This window comes from Streptomyces sp. cg40 (assembly GCF_050320165.1).
GTDB classification, from domain to species: Bacteria; Actinomycetota; Actinomycetes; order Streptomycetales; family Streptomycetaceae; genus Streptomyces; species Streptomyces hokutonensis.
The window spans coordinates 9,121,843-9,142,859 of record NZ_CP190128.1 but is presented as its reverse complement, the minus strand read 5'-3'; the positions used below and the strand labels follow the sequence as shown (position 1 = coordinate 9,142,859).

At 69.2% G+C, this 21,017-nt stretch carries 16 protein-coding genes and 1 tRNA gene; 12 read left to right on the top strand and 5 right to left on the bottom strand.

What is annotated here, in order from left to right; translation table 11 throughout:
- The first annotated feature begins 522 nt into the window (after positions 1-522).
- From ACQHII_RS41240 to ACQHII_RS41205, 8 genes are all read left to right on the top strand, one after another.
- Complete coding sequence (locus ACQHII_RS41240; RefSeq protein ID WP_427924032.1) at positions 523-1,545, top strand: pyridoxal-phosphate dependent enzyme; 1,023 nt, start codon at positions 523-525, stop codon at positions 1,543-1,545.
- Positions 1,542-2,774 carry an MFS transporter gene (locus ACQHII_RS41235; RefSeq protein ID WP_427924031.1) on the top strand — a complete coding sequence of 411 codons (1,233 nt, stop codon included), beginning with the start codon at positions 1,542-1,544 and terminating at the stop codon, positions 2,772-2,774. The genes ACQHII_RS41240 and ACQHII_RS41235 overlap by 4 nt, the downstream gene beginning before the upstream one ends.
- 61 nt (positions 2,775-2,835) lie before the next feature.
- Positions 2,836-3,906: an ornithine cyclodeaminase family protein gene (locus ACQHII_RS41230; RefSeq protein WP_427924030.1), complete on the top strand. Its 1,071-nt coding sequence runs from the start codon at positions 2,836-2,838 to the stop codon at positions 3,904-3,906.
- A gap of 16 nt (positions 3,907-3,922) precedes the next feature.
- Positions 3,923-4,738, top strand: coding sequence for a class I SAM-dependent methyltransferase (locus tag ACQHII_RS41225; RefSeq protein ID WP_427924029.1), 816 nt, complete (start codon positions 3,923-3,925; stop codon positions 4,736-4,738).
- Positions 4,735-8,103, top strand: a complete 3,369-nt coding sequence (locus tag ACQHII_RS41220; RefSeq protein WP_427924028.1) for an amino acid adenylation domain-containing protein — start codon at positions 4,735-4,737, stop codon at positions 8,101-8,103. The genes ACQHII_RS41225 and ACQHII_RS41220 overlap by 4 nt, the downstream gene beginning before the upstream one ends.
- Complete coding sequence (locus tag ACQHII_RS41215; protein WP_427924027.1) at positions 8,103-9,905, top strand: non-ribosomal peptide synthetase; 1,803 nt, start codon at positions 8,103-8,105, stop codon at positions 9,903-9,905. The genes ACQHII_RS41220 and ACQHII_RS41215 overlap by 1 nt, the downstream gene beginning before the upstream one ends.
- Positions 9,898-12,240, top strand: coding sequence for a M20/M25/M40 family metallo-hydrolase (locus ACQHII_RS41210; RefSeq protein WP_427924026.1), 2,343 nt, complete (start codon positions 9,898-9,900; stop codon positions 12,238-12,240). Before ACQHII_RS41215 ends, ACQHII_RS41210 begins: the two co-directional genes overlap by 8 nt.
- Positions 12,233-13,693, top strand: a complete 1,461-nt coding sequence (locus ACQHII_RS41205; RefSeq protein ID WP_427924025.1) for a condensation domain-containing protein — start codon at positions 12,233-12,235, stop codon at positions 13,691-13,693. The genes ACQHII_RS41210 and ACQHII_RS41205 overlap by 8 nt, the downstream gene beginning before the upstream one ends.
- Positions 13,694-13,738: 45 nt before the next feature.
- Here the strand turns inward: ACQHII_RS41205 and ACQHII_RS41200 are convergent, their stop codons facing one another.
- From ACQHII_RS41200 to ACQHII_RS41190, 3 genes are all read right to left on the bottom strand, one after another.
- Entirely contained in the window at positions 13,739-13,876 is a 138-nt protein-coding gene (locus ACQHII_RS41200; RefSeq protein WP_427924024.1) for an aldehyde dehydrogenase family protein, read from the bottom strand.
- A 164-nt stretch (positions 13,877-14,040) separates the two neighbouring features.
- Complete coding sequence (locus tag ACQHII_RS41195) at positions 14,041-14,931, bottom strand: IS3 family transposase (RefSeq protein ID WP_427924023.1); 891 nt, start codon at positions 14,929-14,931, stop codon at positions 14,041-14,043.
- Positions 14,932-15,158: 227 nt separating this feature from the next.
- Positions 15,159-15,232 (bottom strand) — tRNA-Pro (locus tag ACQHII_RS41190).
- Positions 15,233-15,332: 100 nt separating this feature from the next.
- Here ACQHII_RS41190 and ACQHII_RS41185 point away from each other — a divergent pair.
- The 4 genes from ACQHII_RS41185 (at position 15,333) to ACQHII_RS41170 (ending at position 19,440) form a co-directional block, all read left to right on the top strand.
- Entirely contained in the window at positions 15,333-15,863 is a 531-nt protein-coding gene (locus ACQHII_RS41185) for a DUF309 domain-containing protein (RefSeq protein ID WP_427924022.1), read from the top strand.
- 147 nt (positions 15,864-16,010) lie between these two features.
- A complete protein-coding gene (cobF, locus tag ACQHII_RS41180; RefSeq protein WP_427924021.1) occupies positions 16,011-16,784 on the top strand; it encodes a precorrin-6A synthase (deacetylating) in 774 nt (257 codons plus the stop codon).
- Between the two features lie 70 nt (positions 16,785-16,854).
- Entirely contained in the window at positions 16,855-18,933 is a 2,079-nt protein-coding gene (locus tag ACQHII_RS41175) for an MDR family MFS transporter (RefSeq protein ID WP_427924020.1), read from the top strand.
- A 42-nt stretch (positions 18,934-18,975) separates the two neighbouring features.
- Positions 18,976-19,440: a hypothetical protein gene (locus tag ACQHII_RS41170; protein ID WP_427924019.1), complete on the top strand. Its 465-nt coding sequence runs from the start codon at positions 18,976-18,978 to the stop codon at positions 19,438-19,440.
- Here the strand turns inward: ACQHII_RS41170 and ACQHII_RS41165 are convergent.
- Positions 19,427-20,176, bottom strand: coding sequence for a cobalt-precorrin-6A reductase (locus ACQHII_RS41165; protein ID WP_427924018.1), 750 nt, complete (start codon positions 20,174-20,176; stop codon positions 19,427-19,429). The genes ACQHII_RS41170 and ACQHII_RS41165 overlap by 14 nt on opposite strands.
- A gap of 32 nt (positions 20,177-20,208) precedes the next feature.
- Positions 20,209-20,982: a sulfite exporter TauE/SafE family protein gene (locus tag ACQHII_RS41160; RefSeq protein ID WP_427924017.1), complete on the bottom strand. Its 774-nt coding sequence runs from the start codon at positions 20,980-20,982 to the stop codon at positions 20,209-20,211.
- Positions 20,983-21,017 lie beyond the last annotated feature (35 nt).

Here is a 21,017-nt window from a genome sequence, read left to right as displayed (position 1 = left end):
ACAGAACAGAGGAGCACCAGAAGCGTTCCCATATAGGAACGACGTGCAACAGGCTCGTCGAATCTTGGGACACGGAGGCAGGTCCGTCAAGGGGCGCTCGCGAGAGTCGCACAGGTGCCCCACTCCTCCGCTTTCAACGACATTGTCAAATCGGCGCATATCGCGATTAAGCGTGTCCAAGTGGATGCTCCTGCGAATGGCTTATAAAGGGCTCAAGGCAGTCTTGACGTCGACTGTCGATCATCCTCATGCTGGACGCATCGACCGAGTACGCCGTTCCTATTTGCGAACGCCGCATCGCGACAGCCCACAAGGACGGGTGACCTGTTTGCCATGCCCTCACGTCATCGAGGTGCTCAGAAGCCGCATATTGTTCGACTGTCTCGTGACGCCTGTTTTCATGGCAGCCGGAAATCGCCATTGCTGTCGCCATGAAGGGCGATAAACAACGCACAGCCATTCGCGATGAATCACCTTCACCGGCAGTCGACCACTCGCCTGGCGGAACTGAACGGGGGCTCCATGTTGCGTGTCGAGCGTGTTTTCGAGCGTGCGTTACGCCGCACGCCGCTGGGTCGGGCTTCGCTCTCGTTACAGGGCGGCACGACCGCATTCGGCCTCAAATTGGAAGAGCACGGCGCCGCTGGGTCGATCAAAGCGCGGACAGCGGTCGGGCTGCTGCGGGAACTCCATCGGCAACAGCCGCTCGTACCGGGCACAGTGGTCGTTGAATCGACCTCGGGAAATCTTGGCCTGGCGATGGCGCACATCCTTCCCGCCATCGACTGCGAGTTTCTGGCGGTCGTGGATCTGAAGACACCACGAGCGACTCGACGAACGCTGGTCGAGCAAGGAGCCCGGCTGATCGTGGTGGACGAGCCCGACGGACAAGGCGGCTACCTCCTGAGCAGACTCGACACGGTGCGCCGCATCTGCGCCGAGAACCCGACGTATCGCTGGCCCAATCAGTACGAGAACCTGGCGAGCCCGCAAGTGCACCAGGACACCACCGGACCGGAGATCGCCGACCAGGCGGGACCACTGCTGAGTGCCGTGTACGCGCCTGTCTCCACCGGGGGAACGCTCGCGGGCATTGCGGCGTACATGCGTCGGCATCGGCCCGATGTCACCTGTGTAGCCGTCGATGTGACCGGTTCGGTCGCCCTCGGCGGCACCACCGGCCGGCGGCTCATACCCGGGATCGGGGCAAGCCGGCGATCCACGTTTCTGAGCCACGAAGAGCACGACCGTGCCGTGCACGTGGAGGATGTCGAGGCCATCGCCGTCTGCCGCGTTCTGCGCGAGGACCTGGGCATGGCCGTCGGTGGTTCCACCGGTTGCGCGGTCCGCGCCCTTGTCCACGACGTCGAGTCGGGGACGCCGGGCCCCTTCCCCGTCTGTCTCGCGGCGGACGGGGGCGCCAAGTACTTCGACACCTTCTACTCCGACGACTGGATCAAGGCGCAGGGCATCCACGACGACCTCAGCGACGCGATCGGCCGATTGCGCGCCCGAGGACTCTCCTTCGCCTGGAATGCTTCATGAGCATGCTCAAAGGGGCCGACAGGTCCACGTGGAGCGCCTACCTGCCGTCGATTCAGCTGGTGGCGTTCGTGGAGTGGACCGGAACCGGCCTGTTCCTGGCCGTCTCGACCATCTACTTCATTCAGGTCGTGGGGCTGAGCGCCGCAGCGGTGGGTGCCGGACTGAGCATCGCGGGAGCCCTGGCCATGCCGAGCGCGGTCCTGGTCGCCCGGCTCGCGGAACGCTTCGGACCGCGCCGGGTGCTGGTCGGCGTCGATCTCCTGCGTTCGATCGCCACACTGTCCTACCTCTGGGTCGACGGTTGGCCCAGCTTCCTGTGTGTCACGGTCGCCATCGCCGTGGCGGAACAGTCCTCCCCACCGCTCGTCCAGGCATACGTGGGCGCTCAGACGACCGAGGACCTGCGCAGCCGGGTCATGGCTGTGCAGCGCACGATCGTCAACGTAGGTATCAGCGTGGGCGGCTTGATCGCGGGCGTCGTGCTCGGCACAGCCGATCGCGGCACATTCCACTGGCTGCTGCTGGGCGGTGCGTCCGCGTACGCGGCCGTCGCCCTGCTGCTGCTCGTCATGGGCGGAGACCGTACTGCCCCGCGAGCACGGCGAAGCATCACACCACTGCTGAAAGACCGTCGGCTGCTGAACCTCACCCTGTACAACGCCGTGCTCTCGCTGTGGACGCCGATGCTGAACATCGCCTTCCCGCTGTGGCTGGTGACGCACACGGACGTGCCCGAGCGCTTCGTCGGAATCCTCTACACCGTCAACACCGTCGCGTGCATCGCTCTGCAGTACCCGCTGAACCGCTGCTATCGCACGACCCGGAGCTCCTGGTCCGCCTACGGCGCCGCCGGTGGACTGCTCGCCGTCTCGTGCGTCGGATTCGCCGCGGCGCCCGGATTCGGTGTACGCGGCGCCGTCTCGGTCATGGCGTGCGCCGTCGTCGTCCTGACCTTCGCCGAAGTGCTGCAGGTGGGTGCCTCATGGACGCTCTCCTACGAGCTCGCTCCCGAAGACGCGCGCAGTTCCTACCTGGTGCTGTTCAACCTCGGGCGTACAACGGCCAACCGGGTGGCGGGCCCCCTCCTGATGACAGGAGTCGTCATCGCTCTCGGAACGGCCGGCTGGATGGTCCTCGCCGTGCTCTTCGTCCTCGCCTCGATCGTTCCCGTGTTCGTGCTCCGAGCCCAGCACCGCGTGGAGTCGTCCGTTCTCCAACCCGGTGGCTGACACCGATCCAGGCCTTTGTGCCCGCTCCCTCCCGTACCCGCCGGACTCCAGGAGATCCCCCATGGACTTCGAGCAGTATCCCGACAGCAGGTTCCGCTACCTGACCCGAGCGGATGTCATCGAAGCGGCCCGTGGTGTCGACATCGTCGACGCGGTGGCCGAGGCACTCGTCCTGCACGGCGAAGGCAGGTCGATCCTCCCGGAGGAGGCGTACCTCGGCTGGACCACGCCTGACGGCGCCGCCGCCCGATGCCTGGCCATGCCGGGCGCACTCCTCGGTGACACCCGTCCGGTGATCGGTCTGAAGACGATCAACGCGAGCCTCGCCAACCCCGACCGGGGCATCCCCCGCTCCCAGGGGTTCACCCTGCTCCTCGAACCGGAGACCGCGCGGCCCGTCGCCCTCATGGAGGCCGCGTACATCAGCGCCATGCGTACTGCCGCCGTCACCGCGCTGGCGGCACGGCATCTCGCCGTCGAATCACCGCGAACGCTGGCGCTCATCGGCTGCGGGACCCTGGCACAGGCCCATGCGGCGCTGCTTCTGCGCAGTCTGCCCACGGTGAACGAAGTCGTCGCCTACGACATCACACCGGGCCGTGCAAAGACCTTTCTGGACTTCGTCACCGGCCTGCCCGACGGGGAAGGCGTCAAGGTGAAGGCGGTTGACGGAGCGCGGGAATGCGTGGCCGATGCCGATCTCGTCGTCCCTGTCACCACCGTCACCGAGGGGTACATCGAGCCCGACTGGCTCAAGCCCGGCACGCTGGTCGCGCATGTCTCCCTGGACGATCTCACCGAGGCGGCCGTCCTGGACGCCGATCTGGTCGTGGTGGACGACTGGGGTCTGGTGCGCGACGACCCGCGACGTCTGCTCGGCCGTATGCACCGGGCAGGGACCCTGCTCGGCCCTGACGGTGAACCGCGCTCCGGTGTGAGCCGGCAGCCGAGAGCCCGGCGGATCGACGCCACCTTGGGAGACATCGTGACGGGACGTCATCCCGGTCGCCGCAACGAGACCGACATCGTCGTCAGCAACCCGTTCGGCATGTCCATCCTCGACGTCGCCGTAGCCGACCGAGTTCACGCCGAGGCCGAAGCCCGGGGCATCGGCAGCCTGCTCAGCCTCTGAGAGAGACGAGACACTCATGCCCACGCATCAGGACATCCGTGAAGTCAACCGCACCATGTGGTCGTACGGCGAGTACCGCCATGTCGCCGACCTGCTCAGGCCCGGAGCCGTCGACCTGATCGAACGGCTCGCGCCCGGGCCGGGCACGGCACACCTGGACGTGGCGACCGGCAACGGCAACGTGGCCATCCTGTCGGCACAGCGAGGGGCCCGTGTCCAGGGGCTCGATCTGACCGACGAGTTCTTCCCGGACGCGCGCGAGCGCGCCGCGCAAGCCGGGGTCCAGGTTGACCTGCACCGGGGCGATGCCGAGGAACTCCCCTTCGAGGACGAGTCGTTCGATCTCGTGACCTCCACCTACGGTGTGCAGTTCGCCCCCAACCACGAGGCCGCCGCGGGCGAGATGGCGCGGGTCTGCCGTGTCGACGGACGCATCGGCATGTGCAACTGGACCAGCCGCAGTTGGACCGCGCACTTCCAGGAGATCCTCTCCGCGTACTTCCCGTCTCCCACGGGTCACCAGGGCCAACCCATGCTGTGGGGCGACGAGGACTACCTGCGGGAGCTGCTGGGGAAGCAGTTCGCGCTGACGGCCGAGCGCCGAGAGCTCTGGTATCCCTTCCCGGACGCCGAGGCGCTGGTCGCCTTCTTCGAGTCCTGCTTCGGTCCGTGCATCGCCGCCCGCAACACCATTTCCCCACCCAGCCGATGGTTCGAACTGCGCGCCGAAATGGTGGAGATGACGGAGCGCTTCGTCACCGCTGACGGCCGTGGCACCGGTGTTCCCGTGGAGTACCTCCTCGTGGTCGCCGAGAAGAAGGAGCGGGTGTGAACGGCCGCGCCGCGCTCGTGGCACCCGGCGCCTTCGAGCTGCTTCCCATCGCCGCCGGACAGCGGCAGGCCGCGATCTCCGCCGCGTTGTCCAGGACCGAGGCGTACGACCTGACCGACGCGGTCATCACGCATGTGGAGCGCCACGCCGATCGGACGCCTCGACGTCCGGCCATCGAGGAGGCCGACCGCACCCTCAGCTACCAGGAACTGGCCGACGAGGCCCGGCGAGCCGCGGCGGCACTCTCCGCACAGGGCATTGGTGCCGGGCACGTCGTCGCCGTCGGCGGCCGGCGCGGCAGCCAGGTCGTGACGGCGTTTCTGGCCTTGGAACTACTGGGAGCCGTCTATCTTCCCGTGGATCCCGGGTGGCCAGCGGCCCGTGTCGAGGACGTGCTGAACGACAGCGCGGCGGTCCTGCTGATCACTACCGGCCCTCCGGACGGCCGGGAACCGTTGCTCAAGGGTGCCGAGGCGGCCTGCTGCCCGGTCCTGCCACTGACGTTGGCCGACGCGGACACGCCCTTCGCCGCGCGGCCGCTGCCACCGCCGCCGGACGAGATCCGCTACGTCCTCTACACCTCGGGATCCACGGGTCGTCCGAAGGGAGCGCTCGTCGAGCATCAGGGAATGCTCAATCATCTCTGGGCGAAGGTCCAGGACCTGGCATTCGACGAAGCGGACACACTCGCGCAGACCGCCCCGCTGGGTTTCGACATCTCCATCTGGCAGATGCTCGTCCCGTTCCTGACCGGTGGCACCGTACAGATCTACACCGACGACGAGGCCCAGGACGGGAGCGCGTTGCTGGCGTCCGTCAGGCGTCGCGGTACGACCGTCCTTGAGGTCGTACCCACGCTGATCCGCTTCCTGCTGGATGCCCACGACGCCCGACCCGCCGACGGCGGTCTCGGCGGACTCCGCTGGATGATCGCCACCGGTGAGGAGCTGCCACCGCCACTGGCTCTGCGCTGGTTCTCGGCCTTTCCGGCGATCGGACTCGTGAACGCGTACGGACCCACGGAATGCTCTGACGACGTCACCCATGCCCGACTCGACCCGCCCGGCCCCGAGGTTCGCCACCTGCCGATCGGCGGTCCCATCGGCAACGTCACGCTGTACGTGCTGCGCGAGGAGGACGGCGCCTGGCTGTCCTGCCCGCGCGGCGAGGTGGGCGAACTGTTCGTGGGCGGTGTCGCCGTCGGCCGTGGCTACCTCGGCGATCCGCGACGTACGGCCGAGGCCTTCTTTCAGGACCCTTTCGGCGGACACGGCAGGGTGTACCGCACGGGAGACGCCGTACGTGTCCTTCCCGCCGGCGAACTCGAATACCTCGGCCGGATCGACCGCCAGGTGAAGGTGGGCGGCGTACGGATGGAACTCGGCGAAATCGAAACCGTCCTCGGCGCCCACCCGGCGGTGGCCGCTTGTGCCGTGACCGTGCACGTCCCGGAACCCGACCCGGCGCTCGTCGCCCGGGAGACAGGGCTCGCGACCGCTGCCACGGGAACTCCCCGGCTCGTCGGCTATGCCGTACCGCACCGTTCTCCTCTCGCCGTGGACGAGTTGCGCGCGTTCCTTGCCGACCGGCTGCCCAAGTCGATGGTGCCGCGCGCGCTCGTGGAGCTTCCGCACCTGCCCCTCACCAGAAACGGCAAGACGGACTACGCGGCCCTCCCCGCGCCTCCCCCGAGGGAGCGGTCCGTCGACCGTGCCTTCGACCTGCCGGCGAATCCCGTGGAGCGGCACATCGCCGCTCTCATCGCTCAGCTGGTGGGCATCGACTCCGTGAGCCGCACCGACACCTTCCTGGAACTGGGCGGAGACTCGCTGCTCGCCATGCGTCTGCTGTCCGGGCTGCGTGCGGAAGGGACCCGCGCGACACTGCGGGACGTCCTCATCGACGGCAGCCCTGCGGCGCTCGCCGCCCTCGCCACCGACGCGCCCGCCCCCGAAGCACCCGCTGCCGAGGCCGTCCGGGCAGAGGGTCCGCGCACCCGCCCGCTGACACCGCAGCAGGAAGGGGTCTACTTCCACTGGCGCCTCGACCCCGACAGTCCGTACTACAGCTATCAGGGCTCGCTGCTGCTGGACGGTCCGCTGGACCGCGTCCGGCTCTCCCTCGCCTGGGACCTGCTGCTCGATGAGAACCCCGCCCTCGTCGCCCGGTTCACGGAGCGGGACGGCGAAATCGTCCACACCTATCCGTACTGGCGGGTGCCGCTGCCCGAAGCCGAAGACCTCGAAGGCCAGGACGCCGAGGAGCGTCGACTCCACTATCGTGCTCGCGCCGTCACCGAAGCCGCCCGTCCCTTCGACCTGTCGGCCGAGCCGCCGCTGCGGGTCCAGCTGTTCGTCATGGGAGACGCGGAACACCGGCTGCTGGTCAGCATGCACGAGATCCTGCTGGACGGCTGGGGTGCGACCGTGCTCTTCCAACGGCTCGCCGACCTGTATCGGCTGGTGGCGGAACCCGGGGCCGTCGCCTCCGGGACAAGGGCCGCGAGCTACGACCGTTACCTCGACTGGCAGAGCCGGCTGCAGCGCACGCCGGAGGTCGCCGAGGCCGGAACCTACTGGCGGCGGCAGCTCACCGGTGAGCTGCCCGTACTCGACGTGGCGCAGAAGCCGCGTCCGGCCCGGCCGACGTACCGCGGCCGGATCGTCGAGGCCGTGGTCGACCAAGAGCTGACCGCCTCCGTGCGGGCGGCGGCACGGCGCGTGGGCGGCACGGCGTTCAGTGTCCTCCTCGCCGCCTACGCACTGGCTCTCACCTACTACGGAGACGCCGACGAGGTGGTGATCGGCGCCCCGATGGCGGGCCGCGACCGGCCCGAGCAGGCCGACGTGGCGGCCTTCATGCTGTCGATGCTGCCGCTGCGCATCCCGGTGGACGCAGACACGTCCCTCGGTGCCTTCGCCGAGGAGGTGCGCGATGTGGTCCTTGACGGCTATGCCGCAGCCGACCACCCCTTCGGCTGGACGCTGCGGGACCTTCCGTCGGCCGCACGCAGCGGCTCGGCGACGCCCGTGTTCCAGACCATGCTCAACATGCCGGCCTATCCGGCCAGGGACACCACCGCGGACGGCGTGACCTTCCGCTTCGTCGAACTCGACACCGGTTACACCAAGTACGACTGCGCGCTCTACGCCCAGCCGCACGGTCCGCTGGAACTCGTCCTGCAGTTCGCCTACCAGGAGCAGCTCATGGACGCGGACGCCGCCCGGCGCGTGCTCCAGAGCACTCTGCTGGCCGTGCGCGCACTGGCGGAAAGCCCCGGCACCACGATCCGCGCGCTGGATCTCCTGCCCGGCGCGGAAAGCCGGCACCTCGTCTCGAACCTCACCACGGGAGGAACACACTGATGCTGTCCGACATCCCCGCACCCGAGAAGGCCGGACTCGGCAACGGCTCCGCGCCCTTCCTGCAGTTGTTCGCGGCCCAGGTGGCCGCGGCCCCGGACGCGACCGCTGTGCGTAGTGGCCGGCAGACCCTTACGTTCCGAGAGCTTGACGAATGGAGTGGCCGCCTCGCGACACAGCTCGCCGATCGCGGGGTGCGGCCCGGCGGCATCGTCGCGCTTGCGGCCGACCGGGGCCCCGCCGCTCTCGCCGGGGTGCTCGCCATCCTGCGGACGGGCGCCGGCTACCTCGGCCTCGACCCCGCGGTTCCGGCTCGCCGACAGCGCCGGATGATCGAGGAGGTGGCACCCGACTGCGTCCTGGCGGAGCCGGGGCTCGACCAGTTCCCCACGCTCGACGCACCCCGGGTGCGCCTGGCGGAGGTCTCGGAGGGGCCGGTGCTGACGGCTCACGACTCCGGCGATTCCAGCACATCGGTGTTCCATATCGTCTACACCTCGGGCACTACCGGCGCCCCGAAGGGCGTGCGTGTCAGCCGTGGTTCCGTGTTCAACCGGCTGCTGTGGATGTGGAGCGATCACCCCTTCAAGCCCGGAGCGGTCATCGCGGTCCAGAAGTCCGTGTCGCTGGTGGCCTCTCCCTGGGAGATGCTCGGCGGTCTGCTGCAGGGCATCCCGTCGGTCTTCCTGAGCCGGGAGGAGGTTCTGGATCCCGCGCTCTTCGCGGACGCCGTCGTCCGGGAACACCTCACGCATCTGTTCCTCACTCCGCACCTCGTTACGGGACTGCTCGACGAGGTGGACCGCCGCGGCGGCCTTGCCCACCAGCCGACCCTGGTGACCAGCGGGGCCGACGCGCTGCCGGTGACCACGGCCCTGCGGTTCCGCGAGCTGCTTCCGGGCACCACACTGCTCAATCTCTACGGCATGACCGAGACGGCCTCGAACGTCGCGGCGTACGACGTGTCGGCGCTGGCTCCGGACGCCGAACGAGTGCCGGTGGGCAAGCCCGTGGCCGGCGCGTCCCTCACCGTGCACGACCGGCTCGGCCGGGAACTGCCCCCCGGCGTGGTCGGCGAGGTGTGGGTGGCGGGGCCACCGCTCGCGCTGGGCTACGTCCGCGACGGCGACAGCGACAGGTTCGCCACAGGGGCCGACGGGGTCCGGCGCTACCGCACCGGAGACCGCGGCCGCCTGTCGTCGGACGGGAACCTGGAGATCGTCGGGCGCTCCGACAACCAGGTGAAGATCCGCGGCTACCGCGTCGAACTCGAAGAGGTGGAGACGACCCTGCGTACGTCTCCGTTCGTCGCCGACGCGGGTGTCTACGTCGCCGAGGAACAGGGTGAGCCTCGGCTGATCGCCTGTGTGACCGAAGCGGTCGAAGCGGATCCGGCGGCTCTGCGCGCCTACGTCCGCGACCGGCTGCCGGACTACATGGTCCCGTCACGGATCATCGTTCTGCCGGACTTGCCGCTGGGCACCAACGGCAAGCTGGACCGCAGCCTCCTCAGGACGCGCGCCGAGAGCGTCACCCACGGACCACGGGAGCGGTTCGCCCCCACCGACGACACGGAGAGCGTGCTTGTCGGGCTCTGGGAGCAGTTGCTCGGCACGGCTCCGGCGACGGCCGACGAGAACTTCTTCGACGCGGGCGGGCACTCACTGCTGGCCGTGCGACTCACCAACCGGCTGGAAAAGGCATTCGGCCGACGTGTCAGCCTGCGCCAACTGCTCGGTGCCCCGACCTTCTCGGGGATCGCCGCGCTCTGCCGAGAGGCCGGACAGGGTGTGACACATGCGTGAGAGAGCCGCGTGGCTGCGCTTCCCCCAGCCGACGGACGACGCCCACACGCTCGTCGTGTGCGTACCACCGACCGGTGCCCACGGGGCGTCGTTCAGCTCCTGGGTGTCCCGGGCACCGACGGGCACCGCACTGGCCCTGGTGGACCCCCCGGGCCGGGGACTGCGCACGGACGAGGCGCCGGTGACGGACATGTCCGAGTACGCGTCGGCTGTCGCCGCCGAGCTGCTCCGCTTCGACCACCGACTGGTCCTGGTCGGTGTCAGTCTGGGGGGCGTCATCGCGTACGAGATCTGCCGGGCTCTGCTGGCGGCGGACCGCGACGTCGCCCGGCTCTGCCCGGTGGCCAGTCGGCCACCGACGGCCTACACGGGTGAGGCCGGGCCCCTCACCTCGGCGGACGCGCGAGCGTACGTGGCTCGGACGGGCCTCACCGAGCCCGAACTCCTCCAGGACACCGCGTTCGAAGAACTCCTGCTGCCGCCGGTACTCGCGGATCTCCGGCTCGCCGGCGGATACGACGGCCGTGCCGCGTCGCCCCTTCCCGTACCCATCCGGACTGTTCGGGCCAAGGACGACACACGCGTACTCGAATCCGCGGCCAGGGACTGGGGACGACACACCGACGCGGGTTGGTCCGAGCACGTCCTCGACGGCGGCCACTACGTTCACCGGACTCATCCCGAGCAGGTGATCCACGTCTGTCTGTCGGCCGTGGCCGACGCCCAGAAGCCGTCACGACGGTCGCTGCTCGGGCTCGGTGTCGGGGCGGTCGCCGGCACGTTGGGCTCCCTGTCCATCGGGCCGGCACAGCCCCCGGAAGCGGCAGCCGCAGCGGCCGGCTCCGACAGGGCCGGAGACCGTCCGGCCCAGGTTCGAGCCGCCGCGACGGCTTTCACCGTCGACGCGGCCGATCCGGTCGCTCTCGCCGTCGCGATGATCCGGCACGACACGAGCAATCCGGGCGACGGGGCGGTCACGCTGCCGTACGCCCGCATGCTGCAGGGCATCTTCGACGACGCGGGGGCAACGACCGAGATCGTGCCCACGCCGAAGGCCGACAACGTCCACTTCTTTGCACGGGTGCCGGCCGCGGGCCCCACGGACAAGGCGCCGCTGCTGCTGCTCGGCCACTCCGACGTCGTGCCCGCGGTCGGCGACCCCTGGACGGTGGATCCGTTTGCGGGTGAGGTGAAGGACGGACGTCTGTACGGCCGCGGCGCCCTGGACATGAAGGGCACCAACGCGGCATTCGTCACTGCCCTGGTAAGGCATCTGCGAGAAGGAGCGCGCTTCGACCGCGAGGTGATCTTCTGGTCGGACTGCGACGAGGAGAACGGCCCCTACGGGGTGAGCTGGCTGCTCTCCCAGAAGCCGGGCGAGATCGTTCCCGGTGTCGTACTGACGGAGGGCGGCTGGGTACTCAACCAGCCGGACGGAACATCCCCGATGCTCGCCAGTCTGACCTGCTCCGACAAACGGTCGATGCTCGTCCAGATCGACACCGGGGGGTACGCGACCCACACGTCGAAGCCCTATGAGGGGCAGGCGGTCATCCGTCTCGCGCGGGCTCTCGAACTGCTCGACGCGTACCGTTTCCGCATCCGTCCGAACACACTGTCCCGCGGTTACTTCGACGCGCTGAGCCGCAGCACCCGTGACCAGGCGTTCGCGGCCGCTCTACGGGACATGCTGGAGGCCCGTTCCCAGTCGGCGCGGAACACCGCGGGGGAGCACGCCCTCAAGCTGAGCGGCCATCCCGAGCTGCACAACGCCATGATGCGTACGACCCTCGCGTTCATCTCCGCCGACGCCGGCTACTACACGAGCATCGTCCCCGGTCACGCGTCCGCGCAGCTGCGCGTCAGCTTCCTTCCCCATGCCGACGCGCCCGCGGACGTACTGCGTCTGCTACGGGAACTGGTCGTGGACCACGCGAAGTTGACCGTCATCGGTCGAACAGGCGAAACGGAGCAGCAGACGCTGGACCGCATCACCGGCTACCTGGCGACGCCGTCGTCCACCCAGGACACGGACATCTTCCGCATGTGGCAGCGGGCGGTGGCGACGACCCACGACGGGGTGGCCACGACGGCAGCGCAGTTCGAAGCGGTGACCAGCGCGGTCCCCTTCAGGGAACAGGACATTCCGGTCTACGGGATCTATCCCTATGCCGTCGAACGGGAGAGCCTGCGGCGCATGCACGGAACGGACGAGTACATCGAGGCAGAGGCACTGCGACGGGGCACGGAAACCATCTACCAACTCCTCGCCCAACTACGGGTGTCCGCCACCCCCTCGACTGCTCGCGCCGAAGGGAGGACGTCACATGCGTGACGACGAACACGACGCGACCCCCATCGATCTGACGGAGAGTCAGGTACGTCGCTGGCGGGCAGCACGCGCCTCGGACGGCCTCGCCGACCAGATCTCGCCGACCTACCTGATACAGGACGAGGTCGACCCGCTCCTGCTGTCCCGGGCCGTGGCCGCGGTGGTCCGCCGCCACGCTCCCCTGCGGACGCGCGTCATCCCCGGACCTGACGAGGCGCCCCGAGCCACACTCCGCGCAGCGCCGGTCACCTTTCCGATCCACACGGTCAGGCTGACCGGTCTGCCGGAGGACCGCAGAGCAGCCGTCTGCGCCCAACTCGGCGCAAGGGACAGTGCGATCCGTGTGGACCTGGAGTCGCACTGGCCCCTGCGTGTCACGCTGATCACCCTCGAAGCGGAGCTCCATCTCCTGCTCCTCACGGTGAGCCACATCGTGGCCGACGGTTGGAGTTGTGGCGTCCTGGTCCGAGAAATCCAAGACAGCTACAGGGAGTTGGCGAACGGAGAGGCTGCTCCGGCGGAGCCGGACACCAAGGCGGACGGCGGCTGGGCCGCATACGTCTCCGAGCGCGCGGAGCGTGACAGGTCCGGCTGGTCGAGCCGAGACCTACCGTGGTGGCGCACGCACCTGTCCGGAGTCTCCAGCGGACTGTGGACCGGTGGCGAAACGCCCGCGCCGCGGAGCACGTCCGCACTGGACATGCCATTCACCCTCCCCGAGAACACGGGAACAGGGCTGAGGCGCTTGGCGAATTCGCTCGGGACGACCACGTACACCATCACCCTGGCCGTCCTGGCCGCGGCGCTGGCGCAGCGGTCGGGGGCAGGCGAGGCCATCATCTCCGTACCGTACGCCGGACGTGACGAGGAGGAGCACGAGGCGCTGGTCGGCCTGTTCGCCAACCGAGTACTGCTGCGAGTCCCCGTCGACCGCGCGGCGCCTTTCCCGCGACTGGTGGAACGTGCACAGGACACACTGCTCGACTCCCTGGACCACGCCGGTACACCATTTCACCTGGTAAAAGACGCCCTGTCGGAGGGAAGCCACCAGGACGCCCCGGACCTCGACGACGTGGCTCCCGTGTCTCTGCAGGTCTATCCACGATCGATGTGCGACGCGGAACCGAACCATCCCGGGGACCTGCCCTTCCGACTCCTGGGCTTTCGCACCGCAGCCCTCCCTCGGGCCCTGGCGCTGTACCTGATCGAGCCTGATGACGGACCGGCCTCCGGCTGGCTCACCCATCGTCCCTCCCTCATGAGCCCCGGCGAGGCCATCGAGTTCCTCACCTTCCTGTCGAGAGTTCTGGCCGCCGCGGTTCGGGAACCCGAACACACCGTCGCGGAACTCCTCTCGACGGCGGAGACCAACGGCGAGATCGATCCGCTGGAAGACGCGGCGACCCCCTGGGGCAGGGACAACTGGGTCACCGGCACCAGCGGGCTCACGGAGTGACGGATCCCTGCTGCCCGTCGTGTTCTCCGGTGACGCCGGCGAACGTCACTTGGTCGCGGGGTCCGGCAGGGTGACGCTGACGCTGACCGTCTTGAGCCGGGTGTACTCGTGGAGGGCGCCGATGCCCTTTTCCCGGCCGATGCCGCTCGTCCGGTAGCCGCCGAACGGTGCCTCGATGCCCATGACACCGCTGTTGACAGCGACTTGGCCGGCCTCGATGCGGTGGGCAGGGTCATCCCCCGGGCGACGCCCCCGCACCACACGGCGTAGGCCAGGCTGTACTCGGTGGCGTTGGCGAGGGTGATGGCCTCGTCCGAAGTGACCCCTTGAAGTCCGACACTTCCGTTTTATGCCACGAGGTCGAGGCGTTGCCGATAGCGGGTCCGTGCGTGGTGCGGGGTGAGGTGGCCGATGGTCGAGTGGATCCGCTCTCGGCTGTAATACTGCGCGATCCATCGGAATACGTCCTGCCGGGCCTGCATACGGGTACGGGTCGGCCAAGCGGTGGTGCCGATCTCGGACTTGAGTACGGCGAAGAAGCTCTCCGCAGCCGCATTGTCGAAGCACGAGCCGGCTCGGCCTGTGCTCTGACGGAGGTCCAACTCCGCCAATTTTTCCCGGAATTGGATAGACGTATATTGGGATCCGCGGTCGGTGTGGAAGATTGCGTTACCGGCCGTATGCCCGCCGGCATGAGCCATCCGAATGGCGTCACCTACCAGCTGCGTACGCATGTGGTCGACCATAGACCAGCCCACGACTTCACGCGTGCACAGGTCGATCACCGCGGCCAGGTACAGCCATCCCTCGGCTGTGGGCAGGCAGGTGATGTCACCGACGAGCTTCAGGCCCGGCATCGGTGCGTTGAAGTCCAGCTGAACGAGGTCGGGGGCCGGCGGTGCCATGCGGTCCGGTTTCGTCAGCGACCGTGGTTTCCGGCGCGTCATCCCGGAGAGCTGCCGTTCCCGCACAACCCGCGCGGCGCGCTTTCGATTCACGACGCGTCCCTGCACCCGCAAGGAGCGAGTGATACGCAGGGCTCCGTAGGCGCCCCGGGAATCGGTGTGGATCTCCCGGATCTGCCGCGCCAGTTCTTCTTCCCCGTCCGCCCTCTGCTGTCGTGTCTCCTTGTTCTTGTGCCAGGTGCAGTAGCCGGAGCGGTCCCAGCCCAGGACGTCACACATCCGCTTCACGCCATGGGCGTTCCGGTATTCGTCGACGAAACAGAAGCGGATCACCGTGTCGTCTCCCGTGCGAAATAGGCAGCGGCTTTCCGGAGGATCTCGCTGCCCTCCTTCAGCCGGGCGTTCTCCCGCCGCAGTCACCTGAGTTCCTCTTGCTCTTCGGAGGTCATACCGGCATCACCCCCCGTCAAGCGCCCTGGTCCCCAAATGGTCCCCAGGAATGATCAAAGGGCCGCTTCAGATTTCCTCTGAAACGGCCCCTGAACTGCGACTTCGAAAAGTCGGGACGACAGGATTTGAACCTGCGACCCCTTGACCCCCAGTCAAGTGCGCTACCAAGCTGCGCCACGTCCCGGTGCGCTTTCCTGCGGTGAACCGCGTGATCGCGCGAACAGCAGCCTACCCCACGCCCGGGGGTGCGCCGAAGCCGGTGGCGGGCGCGGGACAATCGTCGTATGAGCGACACATCCTCGGCCGGTGCGGACGGTACGGACGACCTGCGGGACCGGGACGGCGACGGGCGGGCGCGCAATGCCCGGCCCCGGGACGGACTCGGGCGGCCGCTGCCGTACGGCTCGCAGGGCGTGGCCCGGCAGCCCGAGGGCGTCGTGCGGGCGCCGGAGGAGACCGTCGTCGAGGCGCAGGCGCTGCTCGACGAGGGGAAGCCGTTCCACGCGCACGAGGTGTTCGAGGACGCCTGGAAGTCGGGGCCGGACGAGGAGCGGGCCCTGTGGCGCGGGCTCGCCCAGCTCGCGGTGGGGCTCACGCACGCGGCCCGGGGGAACGTCACCGGCGGCGCCCGGCTGCTGCGGCGCGGGGCCGGCGGCGTGGCGGAGTGGGCGGCCCTGACCGGGCGGGAGCGGCCGTACGGGATGGATCTCGCGGGGGTCGCCGCGTGGGCGCGGGGGCTCGGGGACGACGTGGAGCGGGGCGGCGGGAGCGTGGACGCGCGGGCACGGGCGCCCCGGCTGCGCGGGACGTCCTAGGCGGTCCTGTGCCGGTGTTGCACGGAACGTCCTAGCCGGTCTGCGCCGGTGTTACGCGCGACGTCCTAGCCGGTCGATGCCGTGTCCGTGCCGGTCCGTGCCGGTGCGATGTACGGACTGTCAGTGGCGTGGGGCAGACTCGGGGGTGTGCGAAAGATTCATGTCATCGGTATCGGTGCGGGCGACCCCGAGCAGCTCACCCTCCAGGCGGTCAGGGCGCTGCGGAGCACCGACGTGTTCTTCATTCTCGACAAGGGCGAGGTGAAGTCCGACCTGACCGGGCTCCGCCGGGACATGCTCGACGCGCACATACCGGAGGCGACGTACCGCCTGGTCGAGGCGCGCGACCCGGACCGGGACCGGAAGGCCGGGGGCGCCGCGTACTCCCCCGCGGTCGGGGACTGGCGCAGTGCCCGCGCGGACATCTACGAGCGGCTGATCACCGAGGAGTTGGGCGAGGACGAGAGCGGCGCGTTCCTGGTGTGGGGGGATCCTTCGCTGTACGACAGCACGCTCGGGATCCTGGAGGAGATCCTGGAGCGGGGCGCGGCGGCCTTCGAGTACGACGTCGTGCCCGGCATCAGCAGTGTCTCGGCGCTCGTCGCCCGGCACCGCACGGGGCTGAACCGGGTGGCCCGGCCGGTGCAGATCACCACCGGCAGGCGGCTGTCCGAGGGGTTCCCGGAAGGCGTCGACGACGTGGTCGTGATGCTCGACGCGCAGCAGACCTTCCGGAAGTACGCCGACCAGGACATCGACATCTACTGGGGCGCCTACATCGGCACCCCGGACGAGATCCTCGCCTCCGGGCCGATAGCCGAGGCCGCCCCGCGCATCGAGCGGCTGCGGGCGGAGGCCCGGGAGCGCAAGGGCTGGATCATGGACACGTATCTGCTGCGCCGGCACCCGGCGGCGGAGTAGCGCGCGAGGAAGCAACCCGAGCGGCCCCGCCCACTGTGCACGGATGGTCCACCGGTGTGAAAGTGACCTCGTGACAGTCGCCGAGGAAACCTCGCTGCCCTCCGCGCAGCAGCCCCCCGTGCTGGACCCTCGCCGTCGCAACGTCGTCTTCGTGACGATCATGCTCGGCATGCTGCTCGCGGCCCTCGACCAGACCATCGTGGGCACGGCCCTGCCGACGATCGTGTCGGACCTGGGCGGCGCCGCGCACATGTCGTGGGTGGTCACCGCGTATCTGCTGGCGGAGACCGTAGCGACCGTGCTGGTCGGCAAGTTCGGTGACCTGTTCGGCCGCAAGGTGGTCTTCCAGGTCTCGGCGATCGTGTTCATCACGGGCTCGTTCCTGTGCGGTCTCGCCACCAACATGACGCTGCTGATCGCCTGGCGTGCGGTGCAGGGCATCGGCGCGGGCGGGCTGATGGTGACGGCGATGGCGCTGATCGCCGACGTCATCCCGCTGCGGGAGCGCGGCAAGTACCAGGGCGCGATCGGCGCGGTGTTCGGCGTGGCCACGGTCATCGGACCGCTGCTGGGCGGCCTGTTCACCGACCATCTGACCTGGCGCTGGGCGTTCTACGTCAACGTGCCGATCGCGATCGTGGTCGTCGTCGCGGCGGCCCGCACCATCCCCGTGGTCAAGTCGGCCGTACGGCCCGTCATCGACTATCTCGGCATCGCACTGGTCGCGGTCGGCGCGAGCTCCCTGATCCTGGCGACGAGTTGGGGCGGCAACGAGTACGCGTGGGGTTCGGCGACCATCATCGGCCTGTTCGTGGGCGGCGCCATCGCGCTCGCCCTGTTCTGCTGGGTGGAGACGCGGGCCGCCCAACCCATGCTGCCCATGCGGCTGTTCGGCAACCCGGTGTTCGCGGTCTGCTCGATCCTCAGCTTCATCGTCGGTTTCGCGATGCTCGGCGCGCTCACGTATCTGCCGACCTACCTTCAGTACGTGGACGGCGACTCGGCCACGGTCTCCGGTGTGCGGACGCTGCCCATGGTGATCGGGCTGCTGATCGCGTCCGTGTTCAGCGGCAACGTGGTCAGCAAGACCGGCCAGTACCGGCTCTTCCCGATCATCGGCTCCGCGGTGATGGGCGTCGGGCTGTATCTGATGTCCCTCATGGGTCCGGGCACCGGAGCGTTCCTGGAATCGGTGTACATGTTCGTGCTCGGCACCGGCATCGGGCTGTGCATGCAGGTGCTGACGATCGCCGTGCAGAACACCGTCGAGTACACCGACCTGGGCACCGCGACCTCCGGCGTCACCTTCTTCCGTACGCTGGGCAGCTCGTTCGGCACCGCCGTCTTCGGCACGATCTACGCCAACAGCCTGGCGCCCAACCTCAAGGACGGCATCGCGTCCGCCGCGAGGACGAGCGCGCTGAACCCCGCGACCATCACCAAGGCGGCGACCAGCCCCGAGGGCCTGCACAAACTGCCGCACGCCGCCGCCGCGCCGATCATCAACGCGTACGCCGACACCATCCAGACGGTGTTCCGCTGGACGGTCCCGGTCGCGGTGATCGGCTTCGTCGTCGCCCTGTTCCTCAAGCAGGTCGAACTGCGCGACAGCGCGCGCATGGGCTCCACCGACATGGGCGAGGGCTTCGCGTCACCGCGCGGCGGGGACTCGCAGCGCCTCCTCGAAGCGGCCGTCGGCAAGGTCATCGGCAGCACGGACCTCGACACCGCCCGGCGGATCATCACGGACTCCGACACCCGGCTGGACATCGCGGGTGCCTGGGCCGTGATGCAGGTCGAACTGTTCGGCAGGATGGTCGGCCACGCCAGCCTCGGCCTGATCGCCGCCCGCCGTCACATGCCCCCGGAGGTGCTCCTCCCGGTCTTCGACCGCATGGTCGAGGAGGGCTACCTCACCCGCACCGGCTCCCTCCTCTCCCACACCGCGGCGGGCGAACGCGAGGCCGAGATCATCGGCAGGGCCTGGGGCAACTGGCTGGAGGCCCGGGTCCAGCAGGACATCGGCCGCCCCTCGAACGCCGACCTGCGTGCCGCGGTCGACACCATCGCCAAGCGCCTCCTGGTGGAGGACCTGAGCTCCGGACTCCCGCAGCGCCCGGCGGAGTTGGCGGAGAACTCCGCCTCCTGAAAACGGGTGCCGGGCGAGCGGAGCCGCTGTCACACTCACGGCATGTCCCGGACACCCGTGCGCTTCCACGACCCGCGCGCCACACTCGCCGACTTCGCGTCGTCGACGCTGGTCCGGTGCCCGCGCTGCGAGCGGATCGCCCACTTCGAGCGGCGCCCGTGCACACCTCCGGACGCCGACGGCAGGAGGTATCCGCACACACGCCTGGTCTGCCGGTCCTGCGGCCTGTGCCGGATCGACACGACTCCGTCCCACGGCCCCCGGCCGACCCTGTGGCTGCGGGCCGGGACAAGGCACGGCGAAGTGTGGGCGTACAACCTCCGACACCTGGACCTCATCAGGCGGTTCGTCGCCGCCGACCTGCGCGAACGCGCACCCTGGTACGACACCGGGCAGAAGATGACCCTGGTCGCCCGGCTCCCCGCCTGGATCAAGAGCGCCAAGAACCGTGACGAGGTGCTGCGCGCGGTGGACCGCCTCCGGGCGACGGTCGTCACCCCGGGCTGAACCCCAGCCACTCCAGCGCCCCGGCGACATCAGGCACCACGCGCACGCCCTCCGGCAACGGCGGCCGTCCTACGACCACCACCGGGACGCCCGCCTCCCGCGCGGCCGTGAGTTTGGCCGCCGTCGCCGCTCCCCCGCTGTCCTTCGTCACAACCACGTCGATCCGGTGCTTGCGCAGCAGCGCCGCCTCGTCGTCCACCGTGAAGGGCCCGCGTGCGAGGAGTACCTCGATGTCCGGTGGCATCGGGGACTCGGGCGGCTCCACCGACCGTACGACGAAGTGCAGTTGGGACAGGTGGGCGAAGGCGGCAAGACCCAGGCGGCCGGTGGTCAGGAGGATGCGGTGCCCGAGTCCGGGGAGCGCCTCCGCGGCCTCGGGCAGTGTGGCGACCGGGTGCCAGCGGTCTCCGGGTACCGGTCGCCAGCCGGGCCGGCGCAGGACCACGGCGGGCAACCCGGTGTCCGCCACGGCCCGTGCCGCGTTCGCGGTGATCGACTCGGCGAAGGGGTGCGTGGCGTCGACGACCGCGTCCACGCGCTGCTCCCGCAGCCACTCGGCCAGCCCGTCCGCGCCGCCGAACCCGCCGATCCGTACGTCCCCGGCCAGTGCCCGGGGCCGCGAGACCCGCCCGGCGAGCGAGGTCGTCACCCGGACCTCGGAACGCCGTACCGCCAGCTCGGCGGCCAGCTCTCGGGCCTCGGTGGTGCCGCCGAGGATCAGGATGTGCGGGGGCATGGGGCGAGCGTACGAGGTCACGGGGCCGAGAGTCAGCGCAGGAGCAGTTGCAGGCCGCCGATGATCGTCGCCGCGATCACCAGTTGCTCGAACAGGCGCTGGTTGATGCGGTTCACGGCCCATTTGCCGATCAGCGCGCCGGGCACGACGAACGCCGCGAGTGCCGCGTCGAGCAGCAGTGAGTGGCCGTCGATCAGGCCGAGGCCGACGCTGAAGGGCACCTTGGTCACGTTGACGATCAGGAAGAAGAAGGCCGAGGTGCCCAGGAAGCCTAGCTTCCGGAAGCCCGCCGAGAGCAGGTACATCGACATGACCGGACCGCCGGCGTTGGCGACCATCGTGGTGAAGCCGCCGAGCACCCCGTAGGAGCGGGCCTTCACCCTCCCGGACCTGGTGGCCACCGAGTCCGGTTCGTCGTCGGCCTCCGCCCTGCGGCGGCGCCACAAGGTCACCCCGGCCATCAACAGCAGGATCGCGCCGATCGACGTCCGTACGACCGCGTCGTCGGCCCACACCAGGAACAGGGTCCCGATCACGACTCCCGCCGCGACCGCCGGGAACAGCCGCCACAGGGTGGGCCAGTGGGCGTGCCGCCGGTAGGTGAGGACGGCGAGCACGTCTCCGACGATCAGGATCGGGAGCAGTACGCCGGTGGAGGCGCGGGCGGGCAGGACGGCAGCGAAGATCGCCAGACTGACCGTGTTGGCCCCGCTCACGGCGGTCTTGGAGAAGCCGACGAGCAGGGCCGCGGCGGCGAGCGCGGCGAATTCCCAGCCGGATATGTGCCAGAGCGTCATCGTGTTCATGCGAGGACCGATCGTATGTCCTTACATCTCCCCGC